Below are 25,129 nucleotides of genomic sequence, written 5' to 3'. Positions count from 1 at the left end.
CGGTCCCCTCGGGGACGCGCCCACCACGAAACGAGACACCATGCACTGGTCCGACGACGGACGGCTGCACTTCGCCCTGGGCATCGAGGACACCTTCGTCCCGCAGGCCCGGCCGGGTGAGCGCCCCATCGACGAGTACGAACTCACCGACCACTACCGGCAGTACGGCGCCGATCTCGGCCTGGCCGTCGACGTGGGTGCCGAGCTGCTCCGCTGGGGTGTGCCCTGGTACCGGGTCGCCCCGGAGCCCGGTGTGTGGGACTGGTCGTGGGTCGACGGTGTCATGCAGCGCTTCCGTGAGACCGGCCTCCGGCCCGTCATCGACCTGCTGCACTACGGCACACCGCTCTGGCTCGACGGTCAGTTCGCGAACCCAGACTACCCCGCGCACGTCACGGAGTACGCCGCCCGGTTCGCCGCCCGGTACGGCGACGTCGCGACCGACTACACGCCCGTCAACGAGCCCGTCATCCACGCCCTGTTCTCGGGTGAGTACGGGTACTGGCCCCCGTACCTGACCGGTGCCGAGGGTTCTGCCCGGATCGCCTCGGCGCTGGCGAAGGGGTTCGTCTCCACCCAGCACGCGATCGCCCGTGAACTCGGAGACGCCGCCACCTTCGTGCACGTCGACGCCGGCATCCGGTACGTCGGCGACGTCGATGCCCCCGAGCACCGCGACACCGTGGCGCGGCTCCGCGCCCAGACGTTCCTGGTCGAGGACCTCGTGACCGGCGGCGTCGACGACCACCACCCGCTCGTCGGACGGCTGCGCTCCGGCGGGGTCACCGACGCTGACCTGGACTGGTTCCACCAGCACGCGGTCCGGCCGGACGTGATGGGCGTCAACTACTACCCCCTGCACTCCACCGAGGTCTTCGAGGCCGGTGTCCACCACGGCGGCGGCTTCGCGGACCCGCGTCCGTACCGGGACACGGGGGCCGAGGGACTCCGCGACGTGCTGACGACGTACGCCGAGCGGTACGGCGCCCCGGTCATGCTGACCGAGACGTGCGTCACCGGGTCCGTCGACGAACGCATCGGCTGGCTCGACGACTCCGTGGCCGCCGTGCACGAGCTCCGTGCCGAGGGCGTCCCGGTGGTCGGGTACACCTGGTGGCCGCTGTTCGACATGTACGAGTGGACCTGGCGGCACACGGACGCACCCCGCCAGGAGCACCTGCTCACGATGGGCCTCTTCGACCTCGTCGAAGACGGCGACGGCGGGCTCGACCGCCGTCGCAACCCGGTCGCCGACGCCTTCGCCGCGCATGCGCGGCAGGAACGAGCCGTGGCAGCGGCCCTGTCGGCGACCCAGTGACGGTCTGGAGGCGCGGGTCGGGTCGGTCCCGCGCCTCCGGTCCGTCCCGCACCACGTCTCAGGCCGCGACCGCTCCGTCTGTCGGCTCACGCAGGGCCGGGCAGTGCTCGGCAGTCGGGTGCTCGCTGATGGCGATGACCTCGTCGAGCCGGCCACGCGCGGCCTCGAGCTCCGCCATCTGCGCCGTGATCCGGTCGCGCTCGGCCACGAGCAGCGCGAACGACTCCGGCGTCGCGTGCCCGCTGTCCACGCACGGCAACAGCTGCACGATGGTGCGGCTCGGCAGGCCGGCGGCGAACAGCTGCTGCACGAGCTGGACGCGCTCGACCGCCGGGGTGTCGTAGACGCGCTGCCCGCTGGTGGTCCGCGACGCGGTGAGCAGTCCCTGCTCTTCGTAGTACCGCAGCGAGCGCACGCTGGCGCCCGTCTCTGCGGCGAGGTCGCCGATCCGCATGCGGTCTCCGATCCGGGGCTTGCCCCTGACATGGATGTGAGGTCTTAGCGTAACCGAGCCGCTGCGGGAGACACCCGCGCGGCAGGAGGAGACACCATGGACATCGCTGGATCGGTCGCACTCGTCACCGGCTCGAACCGGGGCATCGGACGCCGCTTCGCCCTGCAGCTGCTGGAGCGCGGCGCCACCAAGGTCTACGCGACCGCACGCCGACCCGAGCTCGTGGACATCGAGGGCGTCGTGGCGCTGCCGCTCGACATCACCGACCCGGCGTCGGTCGAGGCGGCGGCCGCAGCCGCCGGCGACGTCACCCTGCTCGTGAACAACGCGGGCATCTCGACGACGGGCTCGCTGCTCACCGACGACCTGACGGACGCACGCCGCGAGATGGACACGCACTACTGGGGGAACCTCGCGATGATCCGGGCGTTCGCGCCGGTGATCGAGCGGAACGGCGGCGGCGGCATCGTGAACGTCCTGTCCGCACTGTCCTGGTTCGTCTACCCGGGATCCGGCGCGTACGCGGCGGCGAAGGCCGCCGAGTGGAACCTGACGAACGCCGTCCGGTTGGAGCTCGCCGGCAAGGGGATCAGCGTGCAGGGGCTGCACCTCGGGGCGGCGGACACGGACATGATGGACGGCTACGAGGGGCCGAAGGTCGACCCGGCCGACGTGGCGCGGGCCGCGCTGGACGGCGTCGAGCGGGGCGCGGCCGAGGTCGTCGTCGACGAGTGGAGCAGTGCGGTGAAGGCGTCGCTGTCGCAGGACCCGTCGGCGTTCTACGCGCAGTTCGCCTGAGCGGGGTGGCGCCGGGGCGTGGTGGAGCCCCGGCGTCGGGCCGCGGCTGGGAGTGCTCACATCCGCGGGTCCCACACTGACGCCACGGTGTCGCCGTACCGAGTCCGAGATCCTCTCGAGCTCCCGCGGGGATCCGCCAAGGGAGTCATCATGACGGACCAGTCCGAGGCGGCCTCGACGCCGCTCGCGCTCACGAGTGTGGTGGCCTCCGGCCTGCCCACCGAGCTCGGCAAGCCCACGGCGGCGAAGTACTACGACGTCCCGGCGGTGTTCAACCGCCGACCCGACGCAGCCGAGATGGCCGGCCTGCGCGGTGCCGACGGACACGCGCAGCTCGTGACGGCCGGCTACCCCGACGTCACGCTCGACGTGCAGGACCGGCGTCTCGTCATCGGCAACACGAACCTCGGACAGCTCGAACGCGGTCTCGCCACGGTGGTCGCGACGATCGTCGACGTCGTGAGCCGGGCGTCGTTGTTCGACAAGGAGCAGGTCCGTGACGCAGCGCGCATCGAGTTCGACGACCGCACGGCCCGGGCCCGCGAGGTCACGCGGGCGGCGGAGCGGATCCACTTCGTGCCGGAGCCGTCGCGCGTCAGCGCGGGCTGACCGTGTCCGCGCGGGTCGACGTGCCCGGCGGGCGACGCCAGCGGGGCACTGCGCTAGCGTTGCAGCACGCGGGGACCGGATCAGCCCCGTGTTCACGGACCCGGATGGTTTCCTCGCGATGAACGACTTCACGACGGCAGTCTCCGCACTGCAGGCCGCACCCGACGGCGCCGACATGTGCCCGCCGTTCCTGACGACGCTGCCCGTCACCGGGGTCGGCATCTCCACCCTCGGCAACCCGCTCGGGTCGGCGACGGTGTGCGCGAGCGACGCGCGCGCCGCGCGGATCGACGAGATCCAGTTCGACCTCGGCGAGGGCCCGTGCTGGCAGGCGTTGACGACCCGCCGCCCGGTCCTGGAGTCCGACCTGTCCGGCACGACGAACACCGACTGGCCGCTCGCGCTCGAGGAACTCCTGCGCGCCGGGGTCGGGGCGGTGTTCTCGTTCCCGATGCGCATCGGGACGATCCCCGTCGGCGCCGTCGACCTTTCCGTGGACAGCGAGCGCACCCTGACCGTGGGGCAGATCCGCGGCGCCGTGGAGCTCACCGAGGTCGCGGCCCGTCGGGTGCTCCGTGGGGCGTTGCTCGCCGCGGCCGCCGACGGCCGTGCCGACATGGGTACCAGCCGCTACTCCCGACGAGAGGTGCACCAGGCGACCGGCATGGTCGCAGCACAGCTCGGGGTGGACGTCACCGACGCCCTCCTCGTGCTGCAGGCGCACGCCTTCGCCACCGAACGCACCGTCCGCGACGTCTCGAACGACGTCATCGCTCGCCGCATCGACCTCGCCCGGCCGTACGGTTCCGAGAACTGAGGAGCACGCACCATGGCACCGACCCGCGAGCGCCGGCTCATCGACACCTTCGTCACGCTGACCGACACCCTCGTCGACGAGTACGACGTCGTCGACCTGCTGCAGAACCTGGTCGACAGTGTCGTCGACATCTTCGACGCCTCGGCGGCCGGCATCCTGCTGGCCAACCAGCACCAGGAACTCGAGGTCGTGGCGTCGACCAGTGAGCGGTCTAGCTTCGTCGGACTCCTGCAGCTCGACGCTGGCGAAGGGCCGTGCGTGGAGTGCTTCGCAACCGGTCGTCCGGTGTCGGTGAGCGACCAGGCGGAGATGCAACGCCGGTGGCCGACGTTCGCGGCCGCGTCCGCCGAGTCGGGGTACGCGTCGGTGCACGCGATCCCGATGCGGTTGCGGGACACCACGCTCGGGTCGCTGAACCTGTTCCGCGAGACCGAGGGGGCGCTGAACGGAGATGACGCCCTGGCAGCACAGGCCCTGACCGACGTCGCGACCATCAGCATCCTGCAGCAGCGGACCCTGCAACACGCGGCGCTGACGCAGGCGCAGTTGCAGCGAGCCCTCGACAGCCGGGTCGTGATCGAGCAGGCCAAGGGGTTCGTGGCGTACACGCACTCGGTCGACACCGAGGCGGCGTTCGAACTGCTGCGGCAGTACGCGCGGTCGAACCAGGAGCGCCTCGCCGACGTCGCCCGGGCCATCGTCGAACGCCGCCTGGTCCTCCCCGCCTGATCCCGTGTGTCCCCGGTCCGGGCCGGCGTACGATCACGAGCAAGTCGTAGCCCCGGACCCCGGTTGCAGGCGCAGCACTGGATCCAGGAGGAAAGCATGGGCGACGAACTGGTCGTACCGACGGGCTACCGGAAGACCGAACGGCGGTCGGCTCGGACCGACACCACCTCGACGTACACCGCGCTGCTCGCGCAGGTCCGCACCGCCGGGCTGCTCGGTCGCCGCACGGGCTGGTACTGGGGCCTCATCGCAGTGCTCGCTGCGCTGCTCGGCATCACCGGCGGGGCGTTCGCCGTGCTCGGCGGCTCCTGGTACCAGTTGATCGTCGCCGGGGTGCTGGGCGCACTGTTCACGCAGTTCGCGTTCCTGTCGCACGAGGCCGCCCACCGACAGGTCTTCGCGTCGCACCACTGGAACGACCGAGCAGCCCGGTACGCCGGCACGTTCCTGACCGGCATCAGCTACGCGTGGTGGATGAACAAGCACACCCGGCACCACGCCAACCCGAACACCGTCGGCAAGGACCCCGACATCTCGTTCGACGCGATCTCGTTCCGACCCGAGGACGCTGCCAGCCGGACCGGGTTCCTGCGTGTGCTCGTCCGCGTGCAGGGGTACGCGTTCTTCCCGATGCTCCTGGTCGAGGGCGTGAACCTGCACTGGCAGTCGATCCGCACGTACACGAGCCGTGGCCCGGTGAAGCGGCGGTGGGCCGAGGGATCGGTCTTCGTCGGCCGGTTCGTGCTCTACCTGGGTGTCGTCTTCTGGTTCCTGCCGGTCGGCTTGGCCTTCGCGTTCCTCGGTGTCCAGCTCGCCGTGTTCGGGTTCCTCATGGGGATCGCGTTCGCGCCGAACCACAAGGGCATGCCCGTCATCGAACCCGGCCGCCGCGTGGACTTCTTCTCGCGCCAGGTCCTGACCTCGCGCGACATCGGTGGTGGCGCCTGGGTCGAGTACTTCATGGGCGGCCTGAACCACCAGGTCGAGCACCACCTGTTCCCGAGCATGGCCCGACCGAACCTGCGGGCCGCTCGGGACATGGTCCGGAAGTACTGCGCGGACCAGGGCGTGCCGTACACCGAGACGACGCTGGTGCACTCCTACGTCATCGTGGTCCGCTACCTCAACGAGGTCGGTCTGGCGGCTCGCGACCCGTTTGCGTGTCCGATGGTCGAGCGGCTGCGCTGATCGACCGCGACGGCTGGGCGCTTCCTGTCCTGTTGGCGCAGCCCTGGACCTGACGGGGGCTCATCGGCGAGCATGGACCCGATCAGGGACGGCGGGCACAGGGGCCCACCGCGGGAAGGGCAACCATGCGTCCTGTCAGGAACACGCTCACCACCGGGGCGGTCATCGCACTCGTCGTCGGCCTCACCGCGACGGCGGCACCCGCGCAGGCGGCGACGCCGGGGGCAGCGACGCCGGGGGCCGGTACCCGCTGCGCCACGGGGACGCTCTCGGTGCAGACGCTCCGGTCGGGGTGCACGGTCTCGTCGGGCACGGTCGCGCTGCCGGACGGCCGCACGTTCGCCGTGCCGGCGCCCGGTGAGAGCGTGATGGCCAGCAGCTCGGCGGCGCCGGGTGCTCCGGAGCTGGCGGAGGTCGTCATCGCGAACACCGGCACCGGCGGTGTCGCGGTCCGCATCGACGAGACCTGGAGCGGTTCGGCGCCCGCCGTGCGCCGCGAGCAGGCGAGGAGCGCGGCAGCCAGCGGTGCCGCCGGCGCACCCGCAGCGCCGGCCGCCACGACCGCGGCCACCACCAAGTGCACCAGCACGGCCAACGAACGGAACCCGTACCGCTGGTCGAGCACGGTGCAGTGGTACTACAACGAGTCCGGCCAGAAGTCGTCGTACGCCAAGGACGCCCTGCGCAAGGCGGCGAACGCGTGGACCGGCACGATCGCGTCGTGCGACCGCACCGTGACATCGTCGGCCCGGAACTCCTACGTGCGCCTGGCGACCCAGGTGCCCGGGCTCACCGACAAGGGCGGCTGCTCGGGGAGCAACGGCTACAGCGTCGTCGGATGGGGCAAGCTGCCCTCCGGCACCCTCGGCGTGACGTGCGTCTGGTACGACGGCAACGGCGTCGCGAAGGAGTCCGACCAGCGGTACGCCACCAGCTACAAGTGGAGCTCGACGACCACCTGCTCGGGCGCACGGTTCGACACCCAGGCCGTCGCCACCCACGAGTGGGGACACCTGTACGGACTCGGCCACGTCAAGACCGGGACCGGACAGGTCATGGAGCCGTCCGGCGGGTACTGCGACACCGGCTCACGCACGCTCGGGCTCGGCGACATGACCGGCATCGCAGCGATCTACTGAAGCGCGGCTGCGCGCCGCGCCCCGTCGTCAGACCGCGCCCCGTCGTCAGACCGCGTCGGCGCGCAGGAAGTCCGCGATCGGGGTCGATCCCGAGTTGAACCGGATGGTGTTGCCCGCCGTGCTGGGGGTCTCGAGCACGTCGGCGATCACGTGTGCGACGTCGCCGCGCGGCACGTCGCTCGACGAGCCCGCCCAGTCGACCGAACCGGTGGCGTCGTCGTCCGTCAGGGTGCTCGGCGCCACGATGGTCCACTGCAGACCGGAGTCGCGCACCACGGCGTCGGCGATCGCCTTCGACTGCGCGTAGGCGAAGAAGTCGTTGTCCTGCGGTACCCCGTGGTCGAGCTGCGACCCGGACCACGACACCATGACGTAGCGGTCGACGCCGGCCTGCTTCGCGCCCTGCACCGACAGGATCGCGGCGTCGCGGTCGATCGCCCACGTGCGGTCGGCGGACCCGCCGCCGGCACCGGCCGACCAGACCACGGCGTCGTGCCCGTGGACGAGCTCCGCGAAGTCGGTCAGGGACTGCTGCTGGATGTCCGCGACACGGGGTTCGCCGCCGTGGGCACGGATCTCGTCGGACTGGCCCGCGTCGCGGATGACCGAGGTGACCGAGTGGCCGCGGTCGCTGAGGATGCGGGTGGTGAGGAGTGCGACCTTGCCGTGGCCGCCGAAGACGATGACGTTGCTCATGGGGCGGACGCTACTCGGGCCGGCTCAGTACCCGCAGTCCGTGAGGACCCTCGGAGCGCTCGCGGCCCGCGTGCGTACGGTCGGACCTGATCACGACTGGAGACACGATGAGCAAGCAGCACGAGCAGCACACCCTGGTCCGCACCCTGGTGCTCGGCATCCTGAGCGGTGGCCGCAGTGCCACCCCACTCGCGGTGCTGGCGCTGAACCACGACCGGTCCTCGCTGAAGGGGTCGTGGCAGGACTGGAAGGTCTTCAGCACCCCGCTCGGCCGCGGACTCCTCGTCGCCTCGGCCGTCGGTGAACTCATCGGCGACAAGCTGCCGATGACCCCGAACCGCATCTCCCCCGCCGGCCTGATCGGCCGCATCGGGTCCGGTGCGCTCGTCGGCGCAGCACTCGGCACGACCGGCAAGCGCGACCTGCGCATCGAGGGCGCGATCCTCGGCGGCGTCGGTGCGATCGTCGGGTCGTTCGTCGGGTGGGGTGCCCGCAAGCTCGTCGGTGCCACCACCCGCCTGCCCGACCCGGTCGTGGCGCTCGCCGAGGACGCCGCGACCATCGCCGGCTCCGTGAAGGTCATCACCGCCGACTGATCGGCGCGAGGCGGCGGGCGGCACGCCTCACCGCGCGGCGAGCACTCCGGCGGTCGCGAGCCGGACACGTTCCCGGGCCCGCTCTTCGTCGTCCCCGAATCGGTCGACCCCCCACGACACCGTCGTCAGCAGTTCGAACACCGCAGCGGCCTCCACCGCGGACGCGGCCCCCGCCGCCCGAGCACGATCCAGCAACTCAGCGGTGCGTGCCGTGAGTCGCGCGCACATCGTCCGGATCGGCGAATCCTCGTCCTCGATGCCGTCGGCGATGCACGACGGCAGGTTCTGCCACACGCGCAGCTGCCAGGTCAGCCGGAACATCCACTCGCGCAGCGCCGAGTCGGCGTCGAGGGCATCCAGTTCCGTCGACTCGTCGATGATCGCGCGGACGCTGTCCTCCATCACTGCCGCGAGCAGGTCGTCGCGGGTCGGGAAGTTCCGGTAGAACGTCGCGTTCCCCACCCCGGCCCGGGTGGCGATGCCGTCGATTGGCGCGAGGATGCCGTCGGCGTCGAACGCCTCGCGCGCCGCGGCGAGGATCGCATCCTGGTTCCGCTGGGCATCCGCGCGCATGTGCACTCCTGACTTGACGTAAATGGGGAACGTCCCCACATAATGATCCGGGGATCTTCCCCGTTTCGTCAGCCTACTGCAGGAGTGATCATGTCCAACAAGCTCGAGAACCGCACCGTCCTCGTCACCGGCGCCAACGGGGGCCTCGGAACCGAGTTCGTGCGGCAGGCGCTCGACGGTGGCGCGCGCCGGGTCTACGCGGCGGCTCGCTCGCCGCGCGTGTGGGAGGACGACCGCGTCCACCCGCTCGTGCTCGACCTCACCGATCCGTCGTCGATCGTCGCCGCAGCGGCGGCGGCGTGGGACGTCGACCTCCTGGTGAACAACGCCGGCATCGCGCCTGCGACGGACGCCTCCATCGCTGCACCGTCGGACGAGTCGCTCGAGCGGGTCTTCGCGACCAACACCTTCGGCACCATCCGGATGTCGGCCGCGTTCGCACCGATCCTGGCGGCCAACGGCGGTGGTGCGGTCCTCAACGTCCTGTCGCTCGCCGCGTGGACCCCGATCCCCACCGTGTACGCCGCCTCCAAGGCGGCCGCCTGGTCCGCGACCAGCGGGCTCCGGGTGGAGCTCGCACCACAGGGCACCACGGTCACGGGACTCATCGTCGGGATGGTCGACACGGCGATGGGTGCCCGGTTCGACGTCCCGAAGTCCCGCCCGGAAGACGTTGTCGCCCAGGCTTACGAGGGCGCCGTCGCCGGTGTGTTCGAGGTCCTCGCCGACGATGACTCCCACTTCGTGAAGGGTCTGCTGTCGGAGCCCGCTGAAGCACTCGCCGCCGCGACCGAGGCTGCGATGCGCGCCGTCGTCGCGGAGCCCTCCGCGTAGCGGTCGGAGGTACTGCGCCGCGCGCTCTTCGTGAGCAGGAACGGTCGGATCCCCCATCGGAACCCGACCATTCCTGCTCACGATCCGAAGCGGATCGGCCTACCGTGTGCCGCATGCGCATCGTCGTCATCGGAGCCACCGGCCACATCGGCACGTTCCTCGTCCCCCGCCTCGTCCGCGCCGGTCACGAGGTCGTCGCCATCAGTCGCGGCACCAGCGCCCCCTACGCCGACTCCCCCGAGTGGCAACGGGTCGAGCGCGTCACCGCGGACCGCGAGCAGGAGGACCGCGAGGGCACGTTCGGCACGCGGATCGCCGCGCTCGGCGCTGACGCCGTCGTCGACCTCGTCGGCTTCACCGAGTCGTCCGCCGCCGCCCTCGTCGAAGCGCTCCGCGGTACGGGGACGCACCTCGTGCACTGCGGCTCGATCTGGCGCGCGGGTGCATCCCGTGTGCTGCCGATCACCGAGGACGACTTCACGCCGCCCTTCGGCGACTACGGCGTGCAGAAGGATGCGATTGCCCGGATGCTCAAGGAAGAAACCGCGTCAGGGGGTTTGGCGACGACGACGCTGCACCCGGGTCACATCAGCGGTCCGGGCTGGATGCCGATCGGTCCGCTCGGCAACCTCGACCCGTCGGTGCTGACGAGGCTGTCCGCCGGCGAGGCGATCGAGGTCCCCGGTCTCGGCGCCGAGACCATGGCCCACGTGCACGCGGACGACGTCGCGCAGGCCTTCCAGCTCGCCGTCGAACGCCGCGAGGCGGCGGTCGGCGAGGACTTCTTCATCACGGCCCCGACGGCGCTCACCGTGCGTGGGTACGCCCACCTGGCAGCTTCGTGGTTCGGCCAGGAGGCCCGGCTCGAGTCCGTCAGCTGGGACCGGTTCCGCGAGACCACCACTCCAGAGCACGCTGGCGCCAGCTGGGAGCACCTGTCACGCAGCCAGGTGTTCAGCGTCGAGAAGGCCCGCCGCCTGCTCGGTTACGCGCCCGGGTTCACCGCCGAACAGACGGTGCTCGACGCCGTCCGCTGGCAGGTCGACCACGACGAGCTCGAGGTCGCTGGCCCCCTCGTCGCCTGAGGGACCGGCCGCGACCTCAAGCGGCGGGCGCACCCTCGTTCACGGCGGCGAGCCCGTTGAGCGTCCGCGGGTAGCCGATCACGGGCACCAGGACGGTGAGCACGTCGAGCAGCTGCTGCCGGGTGTTCCCGACGTGCAGGTTGCCCGCGACGTGTCCCGTGACCTGCGCGTCCGCACCGCCGAGCGCGACGAGGACCGCGAACGTCAGCAGCTCACGCGTCGGCAGGTCGAGCCCGTCCCGTCCGACGGTGTCGCCGAAGCAGTTGCCGGACAGGAACCGCTGGAAGTGCACGGTGTCGTCGGCCGCGTTCTCGTACATCGCGTCGACACGTCCGGCGCCGACGACGGCGCTCTGGACCGCACGGCCCCGTTCGAGTCGGTCGTCGGGGGTGGTCGTCGACTGGCCCGGCAGCGGGAGCTCGACACCGCGCGCGATCAGCACGTCGTTGGTGATCGTGAGGAAGTCCGAGGCGCGCGCGGACCCGACGTAGGCGACGGCCTGGTAGCCGATCTCCTTCGCCTCGACCGGGGTCAATGACTCGTCGAGCGCGGTGCCGAGCTGCTGTCGGAAGGCGGTCTGCGTGCCGGCGGCGATCATCGCGCCGAGCTGCACGACCGCGCGGTCGTGGCTGCTGAGCGACGCGTACTGCAGCGTCTCGTCCACGAAGTCGGCGTGGTACTGGGCGAACTCGGGGTCGGTCTCGGCGAACGTCATGTCCCCGACGCTACGACCGCTCCGCCGGCCGAGGGAGGTAAGGGCCTCCCCCCTTTCGCCGTGGGTGACCGGCCTAGCGTGGCAGCCGTGCCCGGCGAGACCCGCGGGCACGGAGAGGAAACCATGGAGTACCGCCAGCTCGGACGCACCGGCGTCGAGGTGAGCCCGCTCGCTCTGGGCACCATGATGTTCGGCCCGTGGGCGAACGCCGACGTCGACGACTCGATCCGGATCATCCACCGCGCCCTCGACGCGGGCATCAACTTCGTCGACACCGCCGACGCCTACTCGGACGGCGTCTCCGAGGAGATCGTCGGCAAGGCCATCAAGGACCGCCGTGACGACGTCGTGCTCGCCACCAAGTTCTTCATGCCGATGGGTGAGGGCCCGAACCGCTCCGGGGGCTCGCGACGCTGGATCGTGCAGGAGGTCGAGAACTCCCTGCGCCGCCTCGGCACCGACCACATCGACCTGTACCAGGTGCACCGTCCGTCCCCGACGACGGACGTCGAGGAGACCCTGGGCGCCCTGACCGACCTGGTCCGCCAGGGCAAGGTCCGGAACATCGGATCGTCGTCGTACTCGGGCGCCGAGATCGTCGAGGCCCAGTGGACCTCGGAGCGCCGTGGCCTGGAGCGCTTCCGCACCGAGCAGCCGCCGTACTCGATCCTGGTGCGTGGCATCGAGGAGGACGTCCTGCCGACCACGCAGCGCTACGGCATGGGCACCCTCGTCTACAGCCCGCTCGGCGGCGGCTGGCTCAGTGGCCGCTGGCGCAAGGACGCTCCCGGCACCCCGACGGCGAAGCACCGCCCCGCGGCCCGGTTCGACATGTCGACGCCCGCGAACCAGCGGAAGCTCGACATCGTCGAGGAACTCGCACTCCTGGCCGAGTCGCAGGACATGTCCCTCATCGAGATGTCGCTGGCGTGGGTGATCCGGCACCCCGGCGTCACGAGCGCGATCATCGGCCCGCGCACCATGGAGCAGCTCGAGTCGCAGCTCCCCGCCGCTGACCGCGTGCTCAGCGACGAGGTCCTGGACCGCATCGACGAGCTCGTCGCACCGGGCGTCACGATCAACCCCGACGACAACAGCTACGGGCAGCACACCCTGGTGCCCGCCGCACGTCGCCGGTGAGCGCGACCGGCTGACGGACGGGAGGCCCGTGGCCAGCTGGCCACGCGCCTCCCGTCCGCCATCTGGGCACGCGCACAGCGCAAGTCACCCCGAACCACGCGATCACGTGGTTCGGGGTGACTTTGGTTGTGCGGCGCTGCGCCGCAGCGCGTCAGCGGCGTCGGAACAGCTCGCCGAGGTGCCACGGGCCGGGCGCGAGCCGCACAGCGGCCTCGGCACGCACGCGCTCCTCGAGCGCACGGTCGCGGGTCAGATCGTGGATCTCCTGCTCAGCGCGCCAGCGGAACCGCAACCGGCCCAGGAACCCGAGCGGCGCGGCGGCTGCGGTCGTCGGGACGGACTCGGTCTCGCTCATGCGTCCTCCGGTTCCGGGACGGCTGCGGCCGTCGTGGCGACGAGGTTCGCGAGCAGCTGCAGGCGTTCCTCGGACGGTGAGCCCGGCTCGGTGCCGTAGGCGATGAGCGTCAGACCGGTGTCGGTCGCGAGCTCCATCGTCTCGTACGTCAGGTCGAGGTCGCCGACCTCCGGGTGGTGCACCCGCTTCGAGCCGTTCAGGTGCCGCATGACGCCGTGCGCGGCCCAGCGCTGCCGGAACTCCTCGCTGCGGGTGGAGAGCTCGCCGATCAGGTCGGTCAGCCCCTTGTCGTACGGCGACCGGGCGGCCTCGGCACGGAGCACCGCCACCATGTCGCTCGCGACGACGTCCCAGTCGCGCCAGAACTCCTGACCGCGTGGGTCGAGGAACGCGAAGCGAGCGGTGTTCGGGGTGCCGGCGGGGTCGAGGAAGAGCGGCGAGTAGAGCGCACGTGCCAGGGCGTTGCCGGCCAGGAAGTCCGAGCGGCCGTTGCGCACCCACGCGGGCATCGTCATGCCGTCCAGCATGCGCTGCACGTTCGGTCGGACCTTCGACGTCGGGGTCTTCCGCCGCGTGGTCGCCGAGGCGTTCTGCACGCGGGCCAGGTCGAACAGGTGCGCGTGCTCGGCGTCGTCGAGGCGCAACGCGCGCGACAGCGACTCGAGCACGCTCTCCGAGACGCCGGTGAGGTTCCCGCGCTCGAGGCGGATGTAGTAGTCGACGCTCATGCCGGCGACGAGCGCGAGCTCCTCGCGGCGGAGACCCTTGACCCGTCGGGCGCCACCGAAGTCGGGCAGCCCGACCTGCTGCGGCGTGACGCGCTCGCGGCGGGTGCGGAGGAAGTCGCGCACTTCGCTTCTGGTGTCCATGCGTCCACGGTAGGACGGTGCCGGGCGGGGAAGAAGGGGTTGCTGGTACCCGTCAGGGTCAGGGGCACCGGCCTAGCGTCGTGGGCATGGACACACTCACCCTCAACAACGGACTCGAGATCCCCGCGATCGGCTTCGGCGTGTTCCAGAGCGCACCCGACGAGACCGTGGACGCGGTCCGCACGGCACTGGAGACCGGGTACCGCCACATCGACACCGCCGCCGCGTACGGCAACGAACGCGAGGTCGGCGAGGGCATCCGCGCCTCTGGCGTCGACCGCGACGAGATCGTGGTCGAGACGAAGATCTGGGTCTCCGACTACGGCTACGACGAGACCCTGCACGCGTTCGAGAAGGCCACCGGCAAGCTCGGGTTCGACCGCGTCGACGTGCTGATCCTGCACCAGCCCGCGCCGGACCGCTTCGAACGGACGGTGCAGGCGTACAAGGCGCTCGAGACGCTGTACGCCGACGGTCGGGTCGGAGCGATCGGCGTGAGCAACTTCATGCCGCACCACCTGCAGTCGCTGCTCGACGCGACCGACGTCATCCCGGCGCTCAACCAGGTCGAGCTGCACCCGTACTTCACGCAGCCGGACGTGCAGCGCGCCGACGCGGAGCACGGGGTCCTCGACCAGGCGTGGTCCCCCATCGGCGGGATCACCTTCTACCCGGGCTGGGGTGACGAGCGGGTCAGCGTGATGGACGACCCGACGATCCGGACCATCGCCCAGACGCACGGCAAGACGCCGGCGCAGGTGATGCTCCGCTGGCACGTGCAGCAGGGGCGGAACGCGATCCCGAAGTCGACGAACCCCGGACGGATCGCGGAGAACTTCGACGTCTTCGACTTCGTGCTGTCCGACGACGACCTCAGGGCCCTGGACGAGCTCGACACGGGCCGCCGGAACGGCCCGGACCCCGACGGTGCGGACACGAGCCGCTTCGAGCGGGTGATCCCGGAGGCCTGACGCGACCAGGAGACGGCCAGGAGGCCCGTGGCGGCGCCGCCACGGGCCTCCTGGCCGTCACGGGGTCGGCACTCAGGCGAGCGGGTCGCCGTCCGGCGGCTCGTCCGTCCTCGTCGGCGCGCCCGGCACGGCGCGCTCCGGCAACCAGATGACGAAGGTCGACCCGTCGGAGCCGCGACTCTCGAGGCGGAGGCGGCCCTCGTGGCTCTCCACGATCTGGCGCGCGATCGACAGCCCGAGGCCGCTGCCGGTGGAGGCGTCCGAGGACTCCCGGTAGAAGCGGTCGAACACCCGTGGCCGGGCATCGTCGCCGATGCCGGGGCCCTCGTCACGCACCGCGAGCCACGCCCACCCGCGGACGCTCCCGACGCCGATCGTCACGGTGGAGCCGACGGGTGCGAGCCGGACGGCGTTCGAGAGCAGGTTGCCGAGTGCGCGCGACAGGGCGTCGGGATCGGCGAACACCACCGGGCCGCCGTGGATCCGCTCGCGGATCGTGAGGTCGCGGCGGCTCGCCAGGATCCCGTACTCCGCAGCAGCGGACGCGGCCAGCCGCGCGACGTCGACGTCGCGGTCGGTGAAGGCCTCGGACCGGGTGCGGGCGGTCGCGAGCAGGTCCTCGAGCAGGCGGCTCATCCGCCGGGTGGACTGCAGCACGACGTCGGCTGACGCCTGCCGTTCGGCCGGGGTGGCGGCGTCGTCCGCGAGGACGGCCTCGACGTTCGACTGCACGACGGCGACGGGGTTCCGCAGTTCGTGGGAGACGTCCTCGACGAGCATCCGTTCGGCCCGGAACGCGCGGTCGAGCCGGTCGAGCATCCCGTCGATGGTGTCGGCGAGGGTGTGCAGCTCGTCGGGAGGTCCTGACGCGTCGATGCGGCGTGACAGGTCGGTCGCGGTGATCTCCTGCGTCGCCCGGGTGATCGCACCGACGGGGCGGAGCGCGCGGCCGGCGACCCACCAGCCGATCGCCAGGCTCAGGACGAACATCACGACGAGGGCGATGATCGAGTACTGCTGCAGCGACTGCAGGGACGTGTAGTTGACGGCGCGCTGCACCGTCTCGAGGTCGGCGACCTGGAACTGCTCGCCGGGCTTGTAGACGATCGTGCCGTCGGCGGCCTTGTAGAACTTCTTCACCGTGACGGGGTTGAGGGGCTCGGCGCTGACCGTGCTCGACAGGGCGACGTAGACGGCGGCGAGAGCGAGTGCGGTGATCCCGAACAGGACGGCGCTGTACGTCAGGGTCAGGCGCATCCGGATCGTGCGCGCCCAGGCTGGCAGGCGGAGGAACCGGCGGTGGCCGACCTCGCGCCTGGCGCGGTCGAGCGCGCTCACGACGCCGCGCCGGCCGCGCCGACCGCCCGTACCGGCGCGGCTGGCGCTCCGAGCGTCGACGAGTCCCCGGTGCCGTCCTCGGTGAGTTCCCGGAGCCGGTACCCGCGGCCGACGACGGTCTCGATCGCCGGCTCTTCGTCCGCGACGCTGAGCTTCCGGCGGAGCGTGCCCACCGTGACCCGGACGGTCTGCGTGAACGGGTCGGCGTTCTCGTCCCACACGTGCTCGAGCAGTTCCTCTGCCGACACCACGTAGCCGACACGGCCGAGCAGGTACCGGAGCACCCCGAACTCCTTCAGGGTCAGCGCGAGTTCGCGGTCGCCACGGCGCGCGAGCTGCCGCGCGGTGTCGACGACGATCGGGCCGTCGACGAGCACGGAGGACGCGGCCTCGCCCGAGCGCCGGGTGAGTGCGCGCATCCGGGCGGTGAGCTCGACGAGCGCGAACGGTTTCACCAGGTAGTCGTCGGCACCGAGGTCGAGCCCGCGGACCCGATCGCGCAGCTGGCCGCGGGCGGTGAGCATGAGGATCCGTGGGCCGGGGCCACCGGACCCACCGGGTTCGCCGGTCGACCGGAGTTCGCCGGCGAGCTCGAAGCCGTCCCCGTCCGGCAGGTTCACGTCGAGCAGGACGATGTCGTAGTCCGTGACGGCGAGCTTCCCGCGGGCGTCCCCGAGCGTGCCGGCGGCGTCGACCGCGTACCCCTCACGCTGCAGGGCGACGCGCAACGCGGTCACCAGACCGGCTTCGTCCTCCACCATCAGCACACGCATGCCTCACGGTAACCAGGGCGGCTGGGCGACTGACAGGTACTGTCCGTTCCCCCTTTTCGGTCTGGTTTCGATCCGGCTTCCCGTCGTTTTCGCCCCTGGCGACTGGAGTGGGACGCACCCGAACGACAGGAGGACACCATGACCGAAGCCGCCCACGCCGACCCGTACACGACGCCGTCCGCGTCAGCCGTCCTCGAACGCGCACTGTTCGAGGTCAAGCACGTGGTCGTCGGCCAGGACGCCATGGTCGAACGGATGATGATCGGGCTGCTCGCCCGGGGCCACGTGCTGCTCGAGGGCGTCCCCGGCGTCGCGAAGACCCTCGCGGTGCGCACCCTGGCCACCGTCGTCGGCGGGGACTTCGTCCGCCTGCAGTTCACCCCCGACCTGATGCCGTCCGACATCGTCGGCACGCGGGTCTGGCGGCCGTCCACCGAGACCTTCGACGTCGAACCCGGACCGGTGTTCGCCAACCTCGTGCTCGCGGACGAGATCAACCGCGCTCCCGCCAAGGTGCAGTCGGCGCTGCTCGAGGCGATGGCCGAGCAGCAGGTCTCGATCGGTGGGCAGACCCACCGGCTCCCCGACCCCTTCATCGTGCTCGCCACCCAGAACCCGATCGAGAACGACGGCGTGTACGCGCTCCCCGAAGCGCAGCGCGACCGCTTCCTGCTCAAGGTCGACGTGGATCACGCCGACGAGCTCGGGGAACTGACCATCGTGCAGCGGATGAGCGCCGACCGGCCACGCGCGCAGCAGATCCTGACGGTGCCGGACATCGTCCGGCTGCAGGCCGAAGCCGAGCAGGTCTTCGTGCATCACGCCGTCGCGATGTACGCCGTGCAACTCGTGATGGCGACCCGCAACCCACACCGCTACGGCGTGCACACCCTCGACGGAGTGCTCGAGTACGGCGTCAGTGCCCGCGGGTCGCTCGGCCTGGTCGCCGCGGCCCGTGCGCTCGCGCTCCTCCGGGGCCGCGACTACGTGCTGCCCGGTGACATCGCGGACGTCGCCTCCGACGTGCTCGCGCACCGCCTCGTGCTCACCTTCGACGCCGTCGCCGACGGCGTCGACCCCAGGACCGCTGTGGAGGCCGTGCTCGCGGCCGTCCCGCAGCCTCGGATCGCGGCGTCCGAGGACCCGAGCGCGGTCGCGGCGGGCGGTGACGTGCGGTACCCCCCAGCCGCACCGACCCCCGCCGCGGCCGCTTCCACCCCGTACGAGGCGACGCCGTGAGCGACGACGCACGGCTCCGCCGCCTCGAGCTCACCGTCCGGCGCCGTGTCGACGGCACGGTGCACGGCGACCACCAGGGCCTGTCCCTCGGCACGGGCAGCGACCCCGAGGAACTCGTGCGCTACCAGCCCGGGCACGACGTCCGCCGGATCGACTGGAACGCCACGGCTCGCGCCGGCGAACCGTACGTCTGGCTCACCCGCGCTGAGCACGCGCTCGAGACGTGGGTGCTGGTCGACCGTTCGCCGAGCATGGCCTTCGGCACCACCGACCGTGAGAAGGCCGACGTCGCCACCTGGACGGCGGCGGCGATCGGCCTGCTCACCACCGGCGCGGGTGACCGGGTGGGACTCGGCGTCGTCGGCACCGAGGGGATCCGCTGGACCCCTCCGGGCGCCGGTCGCACCACCGCCCGCCGCGTGCTCCGTGCCGATCCGGGCCCCCGCGACGGCGTCCCGACGACCGACCTGGCCGCAGCGCTCCGCGTGTTCGCCGCCCAGGCGCCCCGCCGCGGTCTGCGGGTCGTCATCAGTGACCTGCTCGACCAGCCGGCGACCGACAGCGCGCGGCTGCCGTGGGAACCCGCCCTGCGTCGGCTGTCGGCACGCCACGAGGTCATCGTCGTCGAGGTGCTCGACCCCCGCGAGCTCGACCTGCCCGACGTCGGCGACGTCGTCTTCGTCGACCCGGAGTCCGGCGCCCAACGCGTCGTCGCCACCTCGGACCGGGCACTCCGCACCGCGTACGCCGCCGGAGCAGCCGCCCACCGCGCGGCCACCGCCACCGCCGTCCGCGCCGCCGGGGCCGACCACCTGGTCCTGCGCACCGACGATGACCTCGGCCGCGAACTCACCCGCTTCATCCACCGCCGGCACCGCACGCCCGCCCGATCGGCACGGAGGACCCGATGACCTTCCTCACACCTTGGTTCCTGCTCGCCCTGGTGCCGGTGGCGGCGCTCGCCGTCGCGTACCTGCTCGTCCAGCGCCGACGCCGGCGGTACGCCGTGCGCTTCGCGACCCTGCCGATGCTCGACAAGCTCGTCCCGAAGCAGCCCCGGTGGCGTCGGCACCTGCCCGCGGCGCTCGTCCTGGTCGGCCTGACCGCCCTCGGCTTCGCCGGTGCGCGCCCCGAGATCGACGTCCGGGTGCCGTACGAGCGTGCCACGGTGATCGTCGCGATCGACACGTCCGGCTCGATGCAGGCCGACGACGTCGACCCGAACCGGCTCGAGGCGGCCAAGTCCGCCGCCGAGTCCTTCGTCGCCGAGATGCCGGAGACGTTCAACGTCGGGGCGATCGCCTTCGCCGGCGGCGCGGACGTCCTGGCTCCGGCCACCCGCGACCACGAAGCGGTCCGGGAGGCCATCGCCGGCATGGACGACGGCGGCGGTGGGACGGCGATCGGCGAGGCCGTCTTCGAGGCGGTCGGCGAGGTCGACCGCCTCGGCGACGACGGTGCCACCGGCTCGGCGTCGCCGTCCCCGACCCCCGGCGGGTCCGGGGAACCGGAGCGCATCCCGGCGCGACTCGTGCTGCTCTCCGACGGCGCGAACACCACCGGGCGCGAACCCGCCGCGGCCGCCGAAGCAGCTCGCGAAGCCGGCATGCCCGTCTCCACCATCGCCTACGGCACCGACTCCGGGGTCGCGAACCTCTGGGGGACGCAGCAGGCCGTCCCCGTCGACGAGACCTCGCTCCGCCAGCTCGCGGACGAGACCGACGGACGGTTCTACCGGGCGTCCAGCACCGACGAACTCCGCGAGGTCTACCAGGACATCGGCTCGTCGATCGGTTGGCACGAGGAACCCGTCGAGATCACGCCGTGGCTCGCCCTGCTCAGCATGCTCCTCGCCCTCACCGCCGGCGCGCTCTCCCTCCGCTGGTTCGCCCGCATCGTCTGAACACGAGGACACGACCATGAGTGACACCCCTCCCGGCATCGGCCGGCCCGCAGGTCCACAGCACTGGTCCACCGGCGCACCGCCCGAGCGATCTGCGCGACCAGACGGCGGACGGGAGGCCCGGGACCAGCTCGCAACGGGCCTCCCGTCCGTCCCCACGCCCGTCCAGGGCCCCCCACCGGACCCGGCCACCCGCCGGTCCGAGTTCGACGAGCCGGCACCGCGCCGCGAGCGGCGGGGCGGCGGCCGGACCGCGACCGTCCTCGTCGCCGCGCTCGTCCTCGGCGGCACCGCGGGGGTCACCGGCGCCCTGCTCGTCACCCCGGACTCCCCGGTCAGCGCCCCGGTGGCCGGGCGGCAGCAGTCCGGCACGTCCGGCTCGTCGGGGACGTCCGGCTCGTCCGGCGGTACTGCGACCGACGCCGAGGACGCCGCCCAGCGGATGCTGCAGAGCGTCGTGCAGGTCCGCACGACCGGCGGGAGCGGCTCCGGCTTCGTCATCGACGACGCCGGACACGTCATGACGAACCACCACGTCGTCGACGGTTCGTCGGCCGTCCGGCTCGTACTGCCCGACGGCACCAGCACCGACGGCCGGGTCGTCGGCAGCGACGAGGACAGCGACATCGCGGTCATCGAGGCGACCGGCCTGACCGTGCCCGCAGCCGACCTCGGACGCAGCGCCGACCTGCGGATCGGCGAGTCCGTCATCGCGGTCGGGTCCCCGCTCGGCCTGAACGGCACCGTCACCTCGGGCATCATCAGCGCCCTCGAACGGACCTCGCAGCGATCGGCGCAGCCGCTCGTGCAGACCGACGCGTCGATCAACCCCGGCAACTCCGGCGGGCCGCTCGTCGGGCTCGACGGCCGCGTCGTGGGGGTGAACACGTCGATCGCGACGCTCGGCTACTCCTCCGGCAACATCGGCATCGGCTTCGCGGTGCCCATCGACGATGCCGCACGGATCGCGGACGACATCATCCGGGGCTGACGCTCCGCGGGGCACCGCTCATCCGGGGCTGACCGCGCTGCGCGCACGTTCCGCGATCTGCTCCGTCGCCGCCCACGAGGCGAGCAGGCGGAGCGCGTCGGCGGTCGGGCTGCCCGGGGTCGCCGGGTAGATCGTGAGCGCGAGCCCGGGGTCCTCGGCGAGTTCGAGCGTCTGGAAGTGCAGCTCGAGCGGGCCGACGACGGCGTGCCGGAAGGACTTCACGCCGGCGTAGTGGCGGCGGACGTCGTGCGCCGCCCAGAGCGCGCGGAAGTCGTCGCTCCGCATCGACAGCTCGCCGATGAGGGCTGCGAGGTCGCGGTCGTTCGGTGTACGCCCGGCCTCGCGCCGCAGGATCGCGACGTTCGTGTGCGCCGCCCGCTGCCAGTCCTGGTAGAAGTTCCGGGCCTGCGGGTCGAGGAAGATGAAGCGCGAGAAGTTCATCGGCCGGGCCGGTGCCGCCACCAGGTCGGAGTGCATCGCGTAGCCGAGCGCGTTGGCGGCGACGATGTCCTGCCGGTTGTTGATGATCATCGCCGGCGCATCGGTGATGACGTCGAGCAGGTACTGCAGCTCCGGGCGGACGGCCGCCACCGGCACCACCTTGCCCGCGCGCCGCGGTGTCGCGTTCTGGTGCCGGGACAGGTCGCGCAGGTGCTCGAGCTCGGCGGCGTCGAGCTGCAGTGCGCCGGCGACGGCCTCGAGCACGCTGTCCGAGACGCCCTGCAGGTTCCCCCGCTCCAGCCGCGTGTAGTAGTCGATGCTGACGCCTGCCAGCCGTGCGACCTCTTCGCGCCGGAGCCCGGTGACCCGACGGCGGGTGCCGAACGTCTCCACCCCGGCCTGCTCGGGGGTGATGCGGGCGCGACGGCTGGACAGGAAGTCGCGGGCTTCGTCGCGGTGGTTCATGCCGTCACGCTAACCGGCTGGGCAGCGTGCGAGCGAGGGGCTGCCGGAACCCCTGTGGGGTCGTCACGACCGCGTGAGCGGGACCGAGACGATGCGATCGTCCCCCGCTGCGGGGTCACCACGGCCGTCGGTGTTGTTCGTGACGAACCAGAGGGTGTCCGCCGGCCCCTCGAGCACGGTCCGGATCCGGCCGAAGTCGCCCGGGAAGTACTCGGTCGACGTCCCCGGGTCGTCCGCCGGGATCGCCCGGAGCACCTCGCCGCGCAGGTTGGCCACGAACACGGTGTCGTCGACGACCGTCAGGCCGCTCGGGGACGCCTCGTCCGTCGACCACTGCTGGACCGGGTCGACGAAGCCCTGGTCCTCGCCGCCCTCGCCCTCGACCTCGGGCCAGCCGTAGTTCTCGCCCGCCTCGATCACGTTCAGCTCGTCGAGGGTGTTCTCGCCGAACTCCGACGCGAACATCGTGCCGTCCGATGACCATCCCAACCCCTGCACGTTGCGGTGCCCGAGGCTCCAGACGGGTGACCCGTCGAACGGGTTGTCGTCCGGCACGTCGCCGTCCGGGGTGAGCCGCAGGATCTTGCCCGCGAGCGAGTCCTCGTCCTGCGCGTCACTGCTCGTGCCGGCGTCCCCGACGCTGGCGTAGAGCATGTCGTCGGGGCCGAACGCGATGCGGCCGCCGTCGTGGAACGTGTTCGACGGCAGCCCGTCGATGATCGTCGTGGCGTCGCCGAGCGCCCACGACCCGGCGCTGCCCGTCAGGTCGAACCGCTGGATCCGGTTGCCGTCGTCGGCCGTCGAGTACACGAACAGGTCGTCGTCGTGCAGGGCCAGCCCGAGCAGGCCGCCCTCGCCGCCGTGGCTGACGCCGTCGACGGTGCCGACCTCGCGCGTCGTGCCGTCGTCCTGCAGCTCGAGGACCTTCGCGGAGTCGCGTTCGCTGACCAGGGCGTCGCCGTCGTCGCCGGTGCGGACGACCGACCACGGTGCCTCGAGCCCGGTGACCACGTCGCTGGTGTCGCCGTCGAGCGCGACCTGCCCGGTGGGCAGGTCGGCGGGGGCGGTGGCGCGGGCGCTCGCCGACGAGCCGCGGTCGTCGTCCGGTGCGGCATCGGCACAGCCGCCCAGGGCGAGTGCGGCCACCGCGGCGATGCCCGCCGCGGACCAGGCGCGTCGGGCTCGGGTGGGGTTCGGGCTCGGGTGCGGGTTCGGGTGTTCGCTGCTGTCCACGGTGGTCCTCCCGGATCGTGCGTCGATCACACACGTCGTGTTCGGGAAACGGCTGAGGGGTACGACCGGCACCTCCCTCCGGTGCGCACATCGGCCTACCGTCGGGGCCATGGAGATCCAACCGAAGCAGCCGACCGTCAAGAACCCGGCCGCGCAGTTCACCGGTGACGTGTACCTCGACGCCATCGCCAGCCCGAAGGAAGCCGGCCAGTCGATGACCGTCGCGAAGGTCCGGTTCCTGCCCGGCGCCCGCACCGCCTGGCACTCGCACGCCAACGGCCAGACCCTGCACGTCACCGAGGGCGTCGCGCGCATGGGCACCCGTGACGGCGGCGTGATCGAGGTCCAGCCGGGCCAGACCGTCTACACGCCTGCGGGTGAGGAGCACTGGCACGGTGCGACCCCGACGGACTACATGGAGCACCTCGCGATGCTCGACCTCGCCGACGACCCGGCGACCACCACCACCTGGCTCGAGCACGTCACCGACGAGGAGTACTCCGCATGACCACCATTGCCATCATCGGGGCCGGCAAGGGCCTCGGTCTCGCCGTCGCCGAACGCTTCGGCCGCGAGGGCTTCTCGATCGCCCTCGTCTCCCGCAACCAGGACCGCCTGGACGGCCTCGCCGCGTCGCTGCGCGAGCAGGGCATCACGGCCGCCGGGTTCGCCGCGAACGTCCGTGACGGCGATTCGCTCCGGAGCGCCCTCGAGCGTGCGACCGAGCAGCTCGGTCCCATCGAGGTGCTGCAGTACAGCCCGCTCCCCGCCAAGGAGTACATGCGTCCGGTGCTCGAGACCACCGCGGACGACCTGGTCGGCCCGATCGAGTTCTCGGTCTACGGCTCGGTCAACGCGGTCCGCCAGGTGCTGCCCGGCATGCGCGCGATCGGCCACGGCACGGTCCTGTTCGTGAACGGTGGCAGTGCGGTGCGGCCCGGCGCCCGGGTCACCGGCACCTCGGTCGCCTTCGCTGCCGAGAGCGCCTACGCCCAGCTCCTGCACGACGCCGTGCGCGACGAGCAGGTCCACGTCGGTCAGCTCATCATCCCGTTCGGCATCGACGACGGGCAGCCGGAGCACTCCGGCGAGTCCATCGCGGATCGTCTGTGGGCGATCCACTCGGAGCGCGGCGAGTTCCGCACGTACGCGGAGGCGTTGCCCGACCCCGCTTGAGCGCGGTTCGTGCCGCATCGCTCGCCGCTTCGTGAGCAGGAATGGTCGGGTCCGCGTCGGCCACCCGACCATTTCTGCTCACCATGTGGCGGACGGGAGGCCCGGTGCCAGCTGGCCACGGGCCTCCCGTCCGCCCTGGGGTCACGTCGAGAGCAGTGCGACGGCACACGCGGCGCGTGCGGCGACCACCGCGGCCGTCGGGGCCGGAGCCAGGCCGAGCAGGCGCTCGCGGTGGAGCTCTCCCAGCAGCAGGGTGAAGAGTTCGGCGGCGGTCTCCGGAGTGGCTCCGGCGCGGACCAGGGCCTGCTGCGCGGCGAGCGGTCCGGCCTCGTGGAACTCGCGGGCGAGCTCGGGTGACCGCGTCGACTCGGCGATGACGAGTCGGTGCAGGGCGACCGCACGGTCCGAGAGCAACGCGCTGCCGATCGCTGTGGCCGTGGACACGAGGTCCGCGGCGGGCTGGTCGGCGTACTGGTGCTGCCGCCGGACGACCGCTCGGAGGATCGCGGGCTTGTCGCCGAACGCCGTGTAGAGCGTGCGCTTCGTGACCCCGGCCTCGGCGGCGACGCGGTCGAGTGCGACGCCCGCGAACCCGTGCTCCAGGAACAGCTTGGTCGCGACGTCGAGGATCCGCTCGTCACGGGCGATCCGTTCGTCGGCGGTCGGACGTCCACGCTTGCTCAC

General features: G+C 71.8%; 28 protein-coding genes and 1 pseudogene. 18 read left to right on the top strand and 11 right to left on the bottom strand.

Annotated features, from left to right (window positions below; translation table 11 throughout):
• Positions 1-40: 40 nt before the first annotated feature.
• Positions 41-1,318 (top strand): family 1 glycosylhydrolase, encoded by a 1,278-nt coding sequence (locus tag M4960_RS10110; RefSeq protein ID WP_248704159.1) that lies wholly within the window; start codon positions 41-43, stop codon positions 1,316-1,318.
• Between the two features lie 58 nt (positions 1,319-1,376).
• On the opposite strand, the gene M4960_RS10105 is transcribed toward M4960_RS10110, so the two are convergent.
• Positions 1,377-1,772 carry a MerR family transcriptional regulator gene (locus M4960_RS10105; RefSeq protein WP_132099209.1) on the bottom strand — a complete coding sequence of 132 codons (396 nt, stop codon included), beginning with the start codon at positions 1,770-1,772 and terminating at the stop codon, positions 1,377-1,379.
• A 96-nt stretch (positions 1,773-1,868) separates the two neighbouring features.
• Between M4960_RS10105 and M4960_RS10100 the strand changes: the two genes are divergently transcribed.
• From M4960_RS10100 to M4960_RS10075, 6 genes are all read left to right on the top strand, one after another.
• The gene (locus M4960_RS10100) at positions 1,869-2,570 is read left to right on the top strand and encodes an SDR family oxidoreductase (protein WP_123292971.1); all 702 of its coding nucleotides are present in this window, start codon (positions 1,869-1,871) and stop codon (positions 2,568-2,570) included.
• A 150-nt stretch (positions 2,571-2,720) separates the two neighbouring features.
• A complete protein-coding gene (locus M4960_RS10095; protein WP_123339352.1) occupies positions 2,721-3,179 on the top strand; it encodes a hypothetical protein in 459 nt (152 codons plus the stop codon).
• A gap of 118 nt (positions 3,180-3,297) precedes the next feature.
• Positions 3,298-3,996 carry a GAF and ANTAR domain-containing protein gene (locus tag M4960_RS10090; RefSeq protein WP_123937080.1) on the top strand — a complete coding sequence of 233 codons (699 nt, stop codon included), beginning with the start codon at positions 3,298-3,300 and terminating at the stop codon, positions 3,994-3,996.
• A 12-nt stretch (positions 3,997-4,008) separates the two neighbouring features.
• On the top strand, positions 4,009-4,725 hold the full coding sequence (locus tag M4960_RS10085; RefSeq protein WP_248704158.1) for a GAF and ANTAR domain-containing protein: 717 nt from the start codon (positions 4,009-4,011) through the stop codon (positions 4,723-4,725).
• Positions 4,726-4,821: 96 nt separating this feature from the next.
• Positions 4,822-5,913 (top strand): acyl-CoA desaturase, encoded by a 1,092-nt coding sequence (locus M4960_RS10080; RefSeq protein WP_123292975.1) that lies wholly within the window; start codon positions 4,822-4,824, stop codon positions 5,911-5,913.
• A gap of 125 nt (positions 5,914-6,038) precedes the next feature.
• The gene (locus M4960_RS10075) at positions 6,039-7,052 is read left to right on the top strand and encodes a matrixin family metalloprotease (protein ID WP_248704157.1); all 1,014 of its coding nucleotides are present in this window, start codon (positions 6,039-6,041) and stop codon (positions 7,050-7,052) included.
• Between the two features lie 45 nt (positions 7,053-7,097).
• Here M4960_RS10075 and M4960_RS10070 read toward each other — a convergent pair whose 3' ends face one another.
• Positions 7,098-7,748 carry an SDR family oxidoreductase gene (locus M4960_RS10070; protein ID WP_248704156.1) on the bottom strand — a complete coding sequence of 217 codons (651 nt, stop codon included), beginning with the start codon at positions 7,746-7,748 and terminating at the stop codon, positions 7,098-7,100.
• 107 nt (positions 7,749-7,855) lie between these two features.
• On the opposite strand from M4960_RS10070, the gene M4960_RS10065 reads away from it, so the two are divergent.
• Positions 7,856-8,344 (top strand): DUF4126 family protein, encoded by a 489-nt coding sequence (locus tag M4960_RS10065; RefSeq protein WP_111083622.1) that lies wholly within the window; start codon positions 7,856-7,858, stop codon positions 8,342-8,344.
• Positions 8,345-8,371: 27 nt separating this feature from the next.
• Here the strand turns inward: M4960_RS10065 and M4960_RS10060 are convergent, their stop codons facing one another.
• On the bottom strand, positions 8,372-8,917 hold the full coding sequence (locus M4960_RS10060; protein WP_248704155.1) for a TetR/AcrR family transcriptional regulator: 546 nt from the start codon (positions 8,915-8,917) through the stop codon (positions 8,372-8,374).
• Positions 8,918-9,007: 90 nt separating this feature from the next.
• On the opposite strand from M4960_RS10060, the gene M4960_RS10055 reads away from it, so the two are divergent.
• On the top strand, positions 9,008-9,751 hold the full coding sequence (locus M4960_RS10055) for an SDR family oxidoreductase (RefSeq protein WP_248704154.1): 744 nt from the start codon (positions 9,008-9,010) through the stop codon (positions 9,749-9,751).
• Between the two features lie 113 nt (positions 9,752-9,864).
• On the top strand, positions 9,865-10,836 hold the full coding sequence (locus tag M4960_RS10050; RefSeq protein ID WP_248704153.1) for an NAD(P)-dependent oxidoreductase: 972 nt from the start codon (positions 9,865-9,867) through the stop codon (positions 10,834-10,836).
• 16 nt (positions 10,837-10,852) lie between these two features.
• Here the strand turns inward: M4960_RS10050 and M4960_RS10045 are convergent, their stop codons facing one another.
• Positions 10,853-11,551, bottom strand: a complete 699-nt coding sequence (locus M4960_RS10045) for a carboxymuconolactone decarboxylase family protein (protein WP_248704152.1) — start codon at positions 11,549-11,551, stop codon at positions 10,853-10,855.
• Positions 11,552-11,674: 123 nt separating this feature from the next.
• Between M4960_RS10045 and M4960_RS10040 the strand changes: the two genes are divergently transcribed.
• A complete protein-coding gene (locus M4960_RS10040; RefSeq protein ID WP_248704170.1) occupies positions 11,675-12,691 on the top strand; it encodes an aldo/keto reductase in 1,017 nt (338 codons plus the stop codon).
• Positions 12,692-12,842: 151 nt separating this feature from the next.
• Here the strand turns inward: M4960_RS10040 and M4960_RS10035 are convergent, their stop codons facing one another.
• Both M4960_RS10035 and M4960_RS10030 read right to left on the bottom strand, forming a co-directional pair.
• The gene (locus M4960_RS10035) at positions 12,843-13,046 is read right to left on the bottom strand and encodes a hypothetical protein (protein ID WP_123671333.1); all 204 of its coding nucleotides are present in this window, start codon (positions 13,044-13,046) and stop codon (positions 12,843-12,845) included.
• A complete protein-coding gene (locus M4960_RS10030) occupies positions 13,043-13,915 on the bottom strand; it encodes a helix-turn-helix transcriptional regulator (protein ID WP_248704151.1) in 873 nt (290 codons plus the stop codon). Before M4960_RS10030 ends, M4960_RS10035 begins: the two co-directional genes overlap by 4 nt.
• 86 nt (positions 13,916-14,001) lie before the next feature.
• Between M4960_RS10030 and M4960_RS10025 the strand changes: the two genes are divergently transcribed.
• Positions 14,002-14,886, top strand: a complete 885-nt coding sequence (locus M4960_RS10025) for an aldo/keto reductase (protein ID WP_133938147.1) — start codon at positions 14,002-14,004, stop codon at positions 14,884-14,886.
• A 72-nt stretch (positions 14,887-14,958) separates the two neighbouring features.
• On the opposite strand, the gene M4960_RS10020 is transcribed toward M4960_RS10025, so the two are convergent.
• Complete coding sequence (locus M4960_RS10020) at positions 14,959-16,224, bottom strand: cell wall metabolism sensor histidine kinase WalK (protein ID WP_208320978.1); 1,266 nt, start codon at positions 16,222-16,224, stop codon at positions 14,959-14,961.
• Between the two features lie 92 nt (positions 16,225-16,316).
• A pseudogene (locus M4960_RS10015) lies at positions 16,317-16,997 on the bottom strand (response regulator transcription factor); the annotation flags it as partial.
• A 138-nt stretch (positions 16,998-17,135) separates the two neighbouring features.
• On the opposite strand from M4960_RS10015, the gene M4960_RS10010 reads away from it, so the two are divergent.
• Genes M4960_RS10010 through M4960_RS09995 form a run of 4 tightly spaced genes read left to right on the top strand, consistent with a single transcriptional unit; the run spans position 17,136 to position 21,130 of the window.
• The gene (locus M4960_RS10010) at positions 17,136-18,236 is read left to right on the top strand and encodes a MoxR family ATPase (protein ID WP_132099202.1); all 1,101 of its coding nucleotides are present in this window, start codon (positions 17,136-17,138) and stop codon (positions 18,234-18,236) included.
• Positions 18,233-19,147 carry a DUF58 domain-containing protein gene (locus M4960_RS10005; RefSeq protein ID WP_248704150.1) on the top strand — a complete coding sequence of 305 codons (915 nt, stop codon included), beginning with the start codon at positions 18,233-18,235 and terminating at the stop codon, positions 19,145-19,147. The genes M4960_RS10010 and M4960_RS10005 overlap by 4 nt, the downstream gene beginning before the upstream one ends.
• The gene (locus M4960_RS10000; protein WP_248704149.1) at positions 19,144-20,139 is read left to right on the top strand and encodes a VWA domain-containing protein; all 996 of its coding nucleotides are present in this window, start codon (positions 19,144-19,146) and stop codon (positions 20,137-20,139) included. Before M4960_RS10005 ends, M4960_RS10000 begins: the two co-directional genes overlap by 4 nt.
• 16 nt (positions 20,140-20,155) lie before the next feature.
• Complete coding sequence (locus M4960_RS09995) at positions 20,156-21,130, top strand: S1C family serine protease (RefSeq protein ID WP_131877841.1); 975 nt, start codon at positions 20,156-20,158, stop codon at positions 21,128-21,130.
• Between the two features lie 18 nt (positions 21,131-21,148).
• Here the strand turns inward: M4960_RS09995 and M4960_RS09990 are convergent, their stop codons facing one another.
• Together M4960_RS09990 and M4960_RS09985 are read right to left on the bottom strand one after the other, a co-directional pair.
• Positions 21,149-22,036, bottom strand: coding sequence for a helix-turn-helix transcriptional regulator (locus tag M4960_RS09990; protein WP_123937069.1), 888 nt, complete (start codon positions 22,034-22,036; stop codon positions 21,149-21,151).
• Positions 22,037-22,099: 63 nt separating this feature from the next.
• Positions 22,100-23,269: a sorbosone dehydrogenase family protein gene (locus M4960_RS09985; protein ID WP_248704148.1), complete on the bottom strand. Its 1,170-nt coding sequence runs from the start codon at positions 23,267-23,269 to the stop codon at positions 22,100-22,102.
• A gap of 109 nt (positions 23,270-23,378) precedes the next feature.
• Between M4960_RS09985 and M4960_RS09980 the strand changes: the two genes are divergently transcribed.
• Together M4960_RS09980 and M4960_RS09975 are read left to right on the top strand one after the other, a co-directional pair.
• Positions 23,379-23,777, top strand: a complete 399-nt coding sequence (locus M4960_RS09980) for a cupin domain-containing protein (protein WP_123292986.1) — start codon at positions 23,379-23,381, stop codon at positions 23,775-23,777.
• Entirely contained in the window at positions 23,774-24,445 is a 672-nt protein-coding gene (locus M4960_RS09975; protein ID WP_248704147.1) for an SDR family oxidoreductase, read from the top strand. Before M4960_RS09980 ends, M4960_RS09975 begins: the two co-directional genes overlap by 4 nt.
• A 141-nt stretch (positions 24,446-24,586) precedes the next feature.
• On the opposite strand, the gene M4960_RS09970 is transcribed toward M4960_RS09975, so the two are convergent.
• The gene (locus tag M4960_RS09970) at positions 24,587-25,129 is read right to left on the bottom strand and encodes a TetR/AcrR family transcriptional regulator (protein ID WP_248704146.1); all 543 of its coding nucleotides are present in this window, start codon (positions 25,127-25,129) and stop codon (positions 24,587-24,589) included.

Source organism: Curtobacterium sp. MWU13-2055, assembly GCF_023242305.1.
GTDB lineage: Bacteria > Actinomycetota > Actinomycetes > Actinomycetales > Microbacteriaceae > Curtobacterium.
The sequence above is the reverse complement of the archived record's forward strand: the minus strand, read 5'-3'. Positions and strand labels throughout refer to the sequence as shown.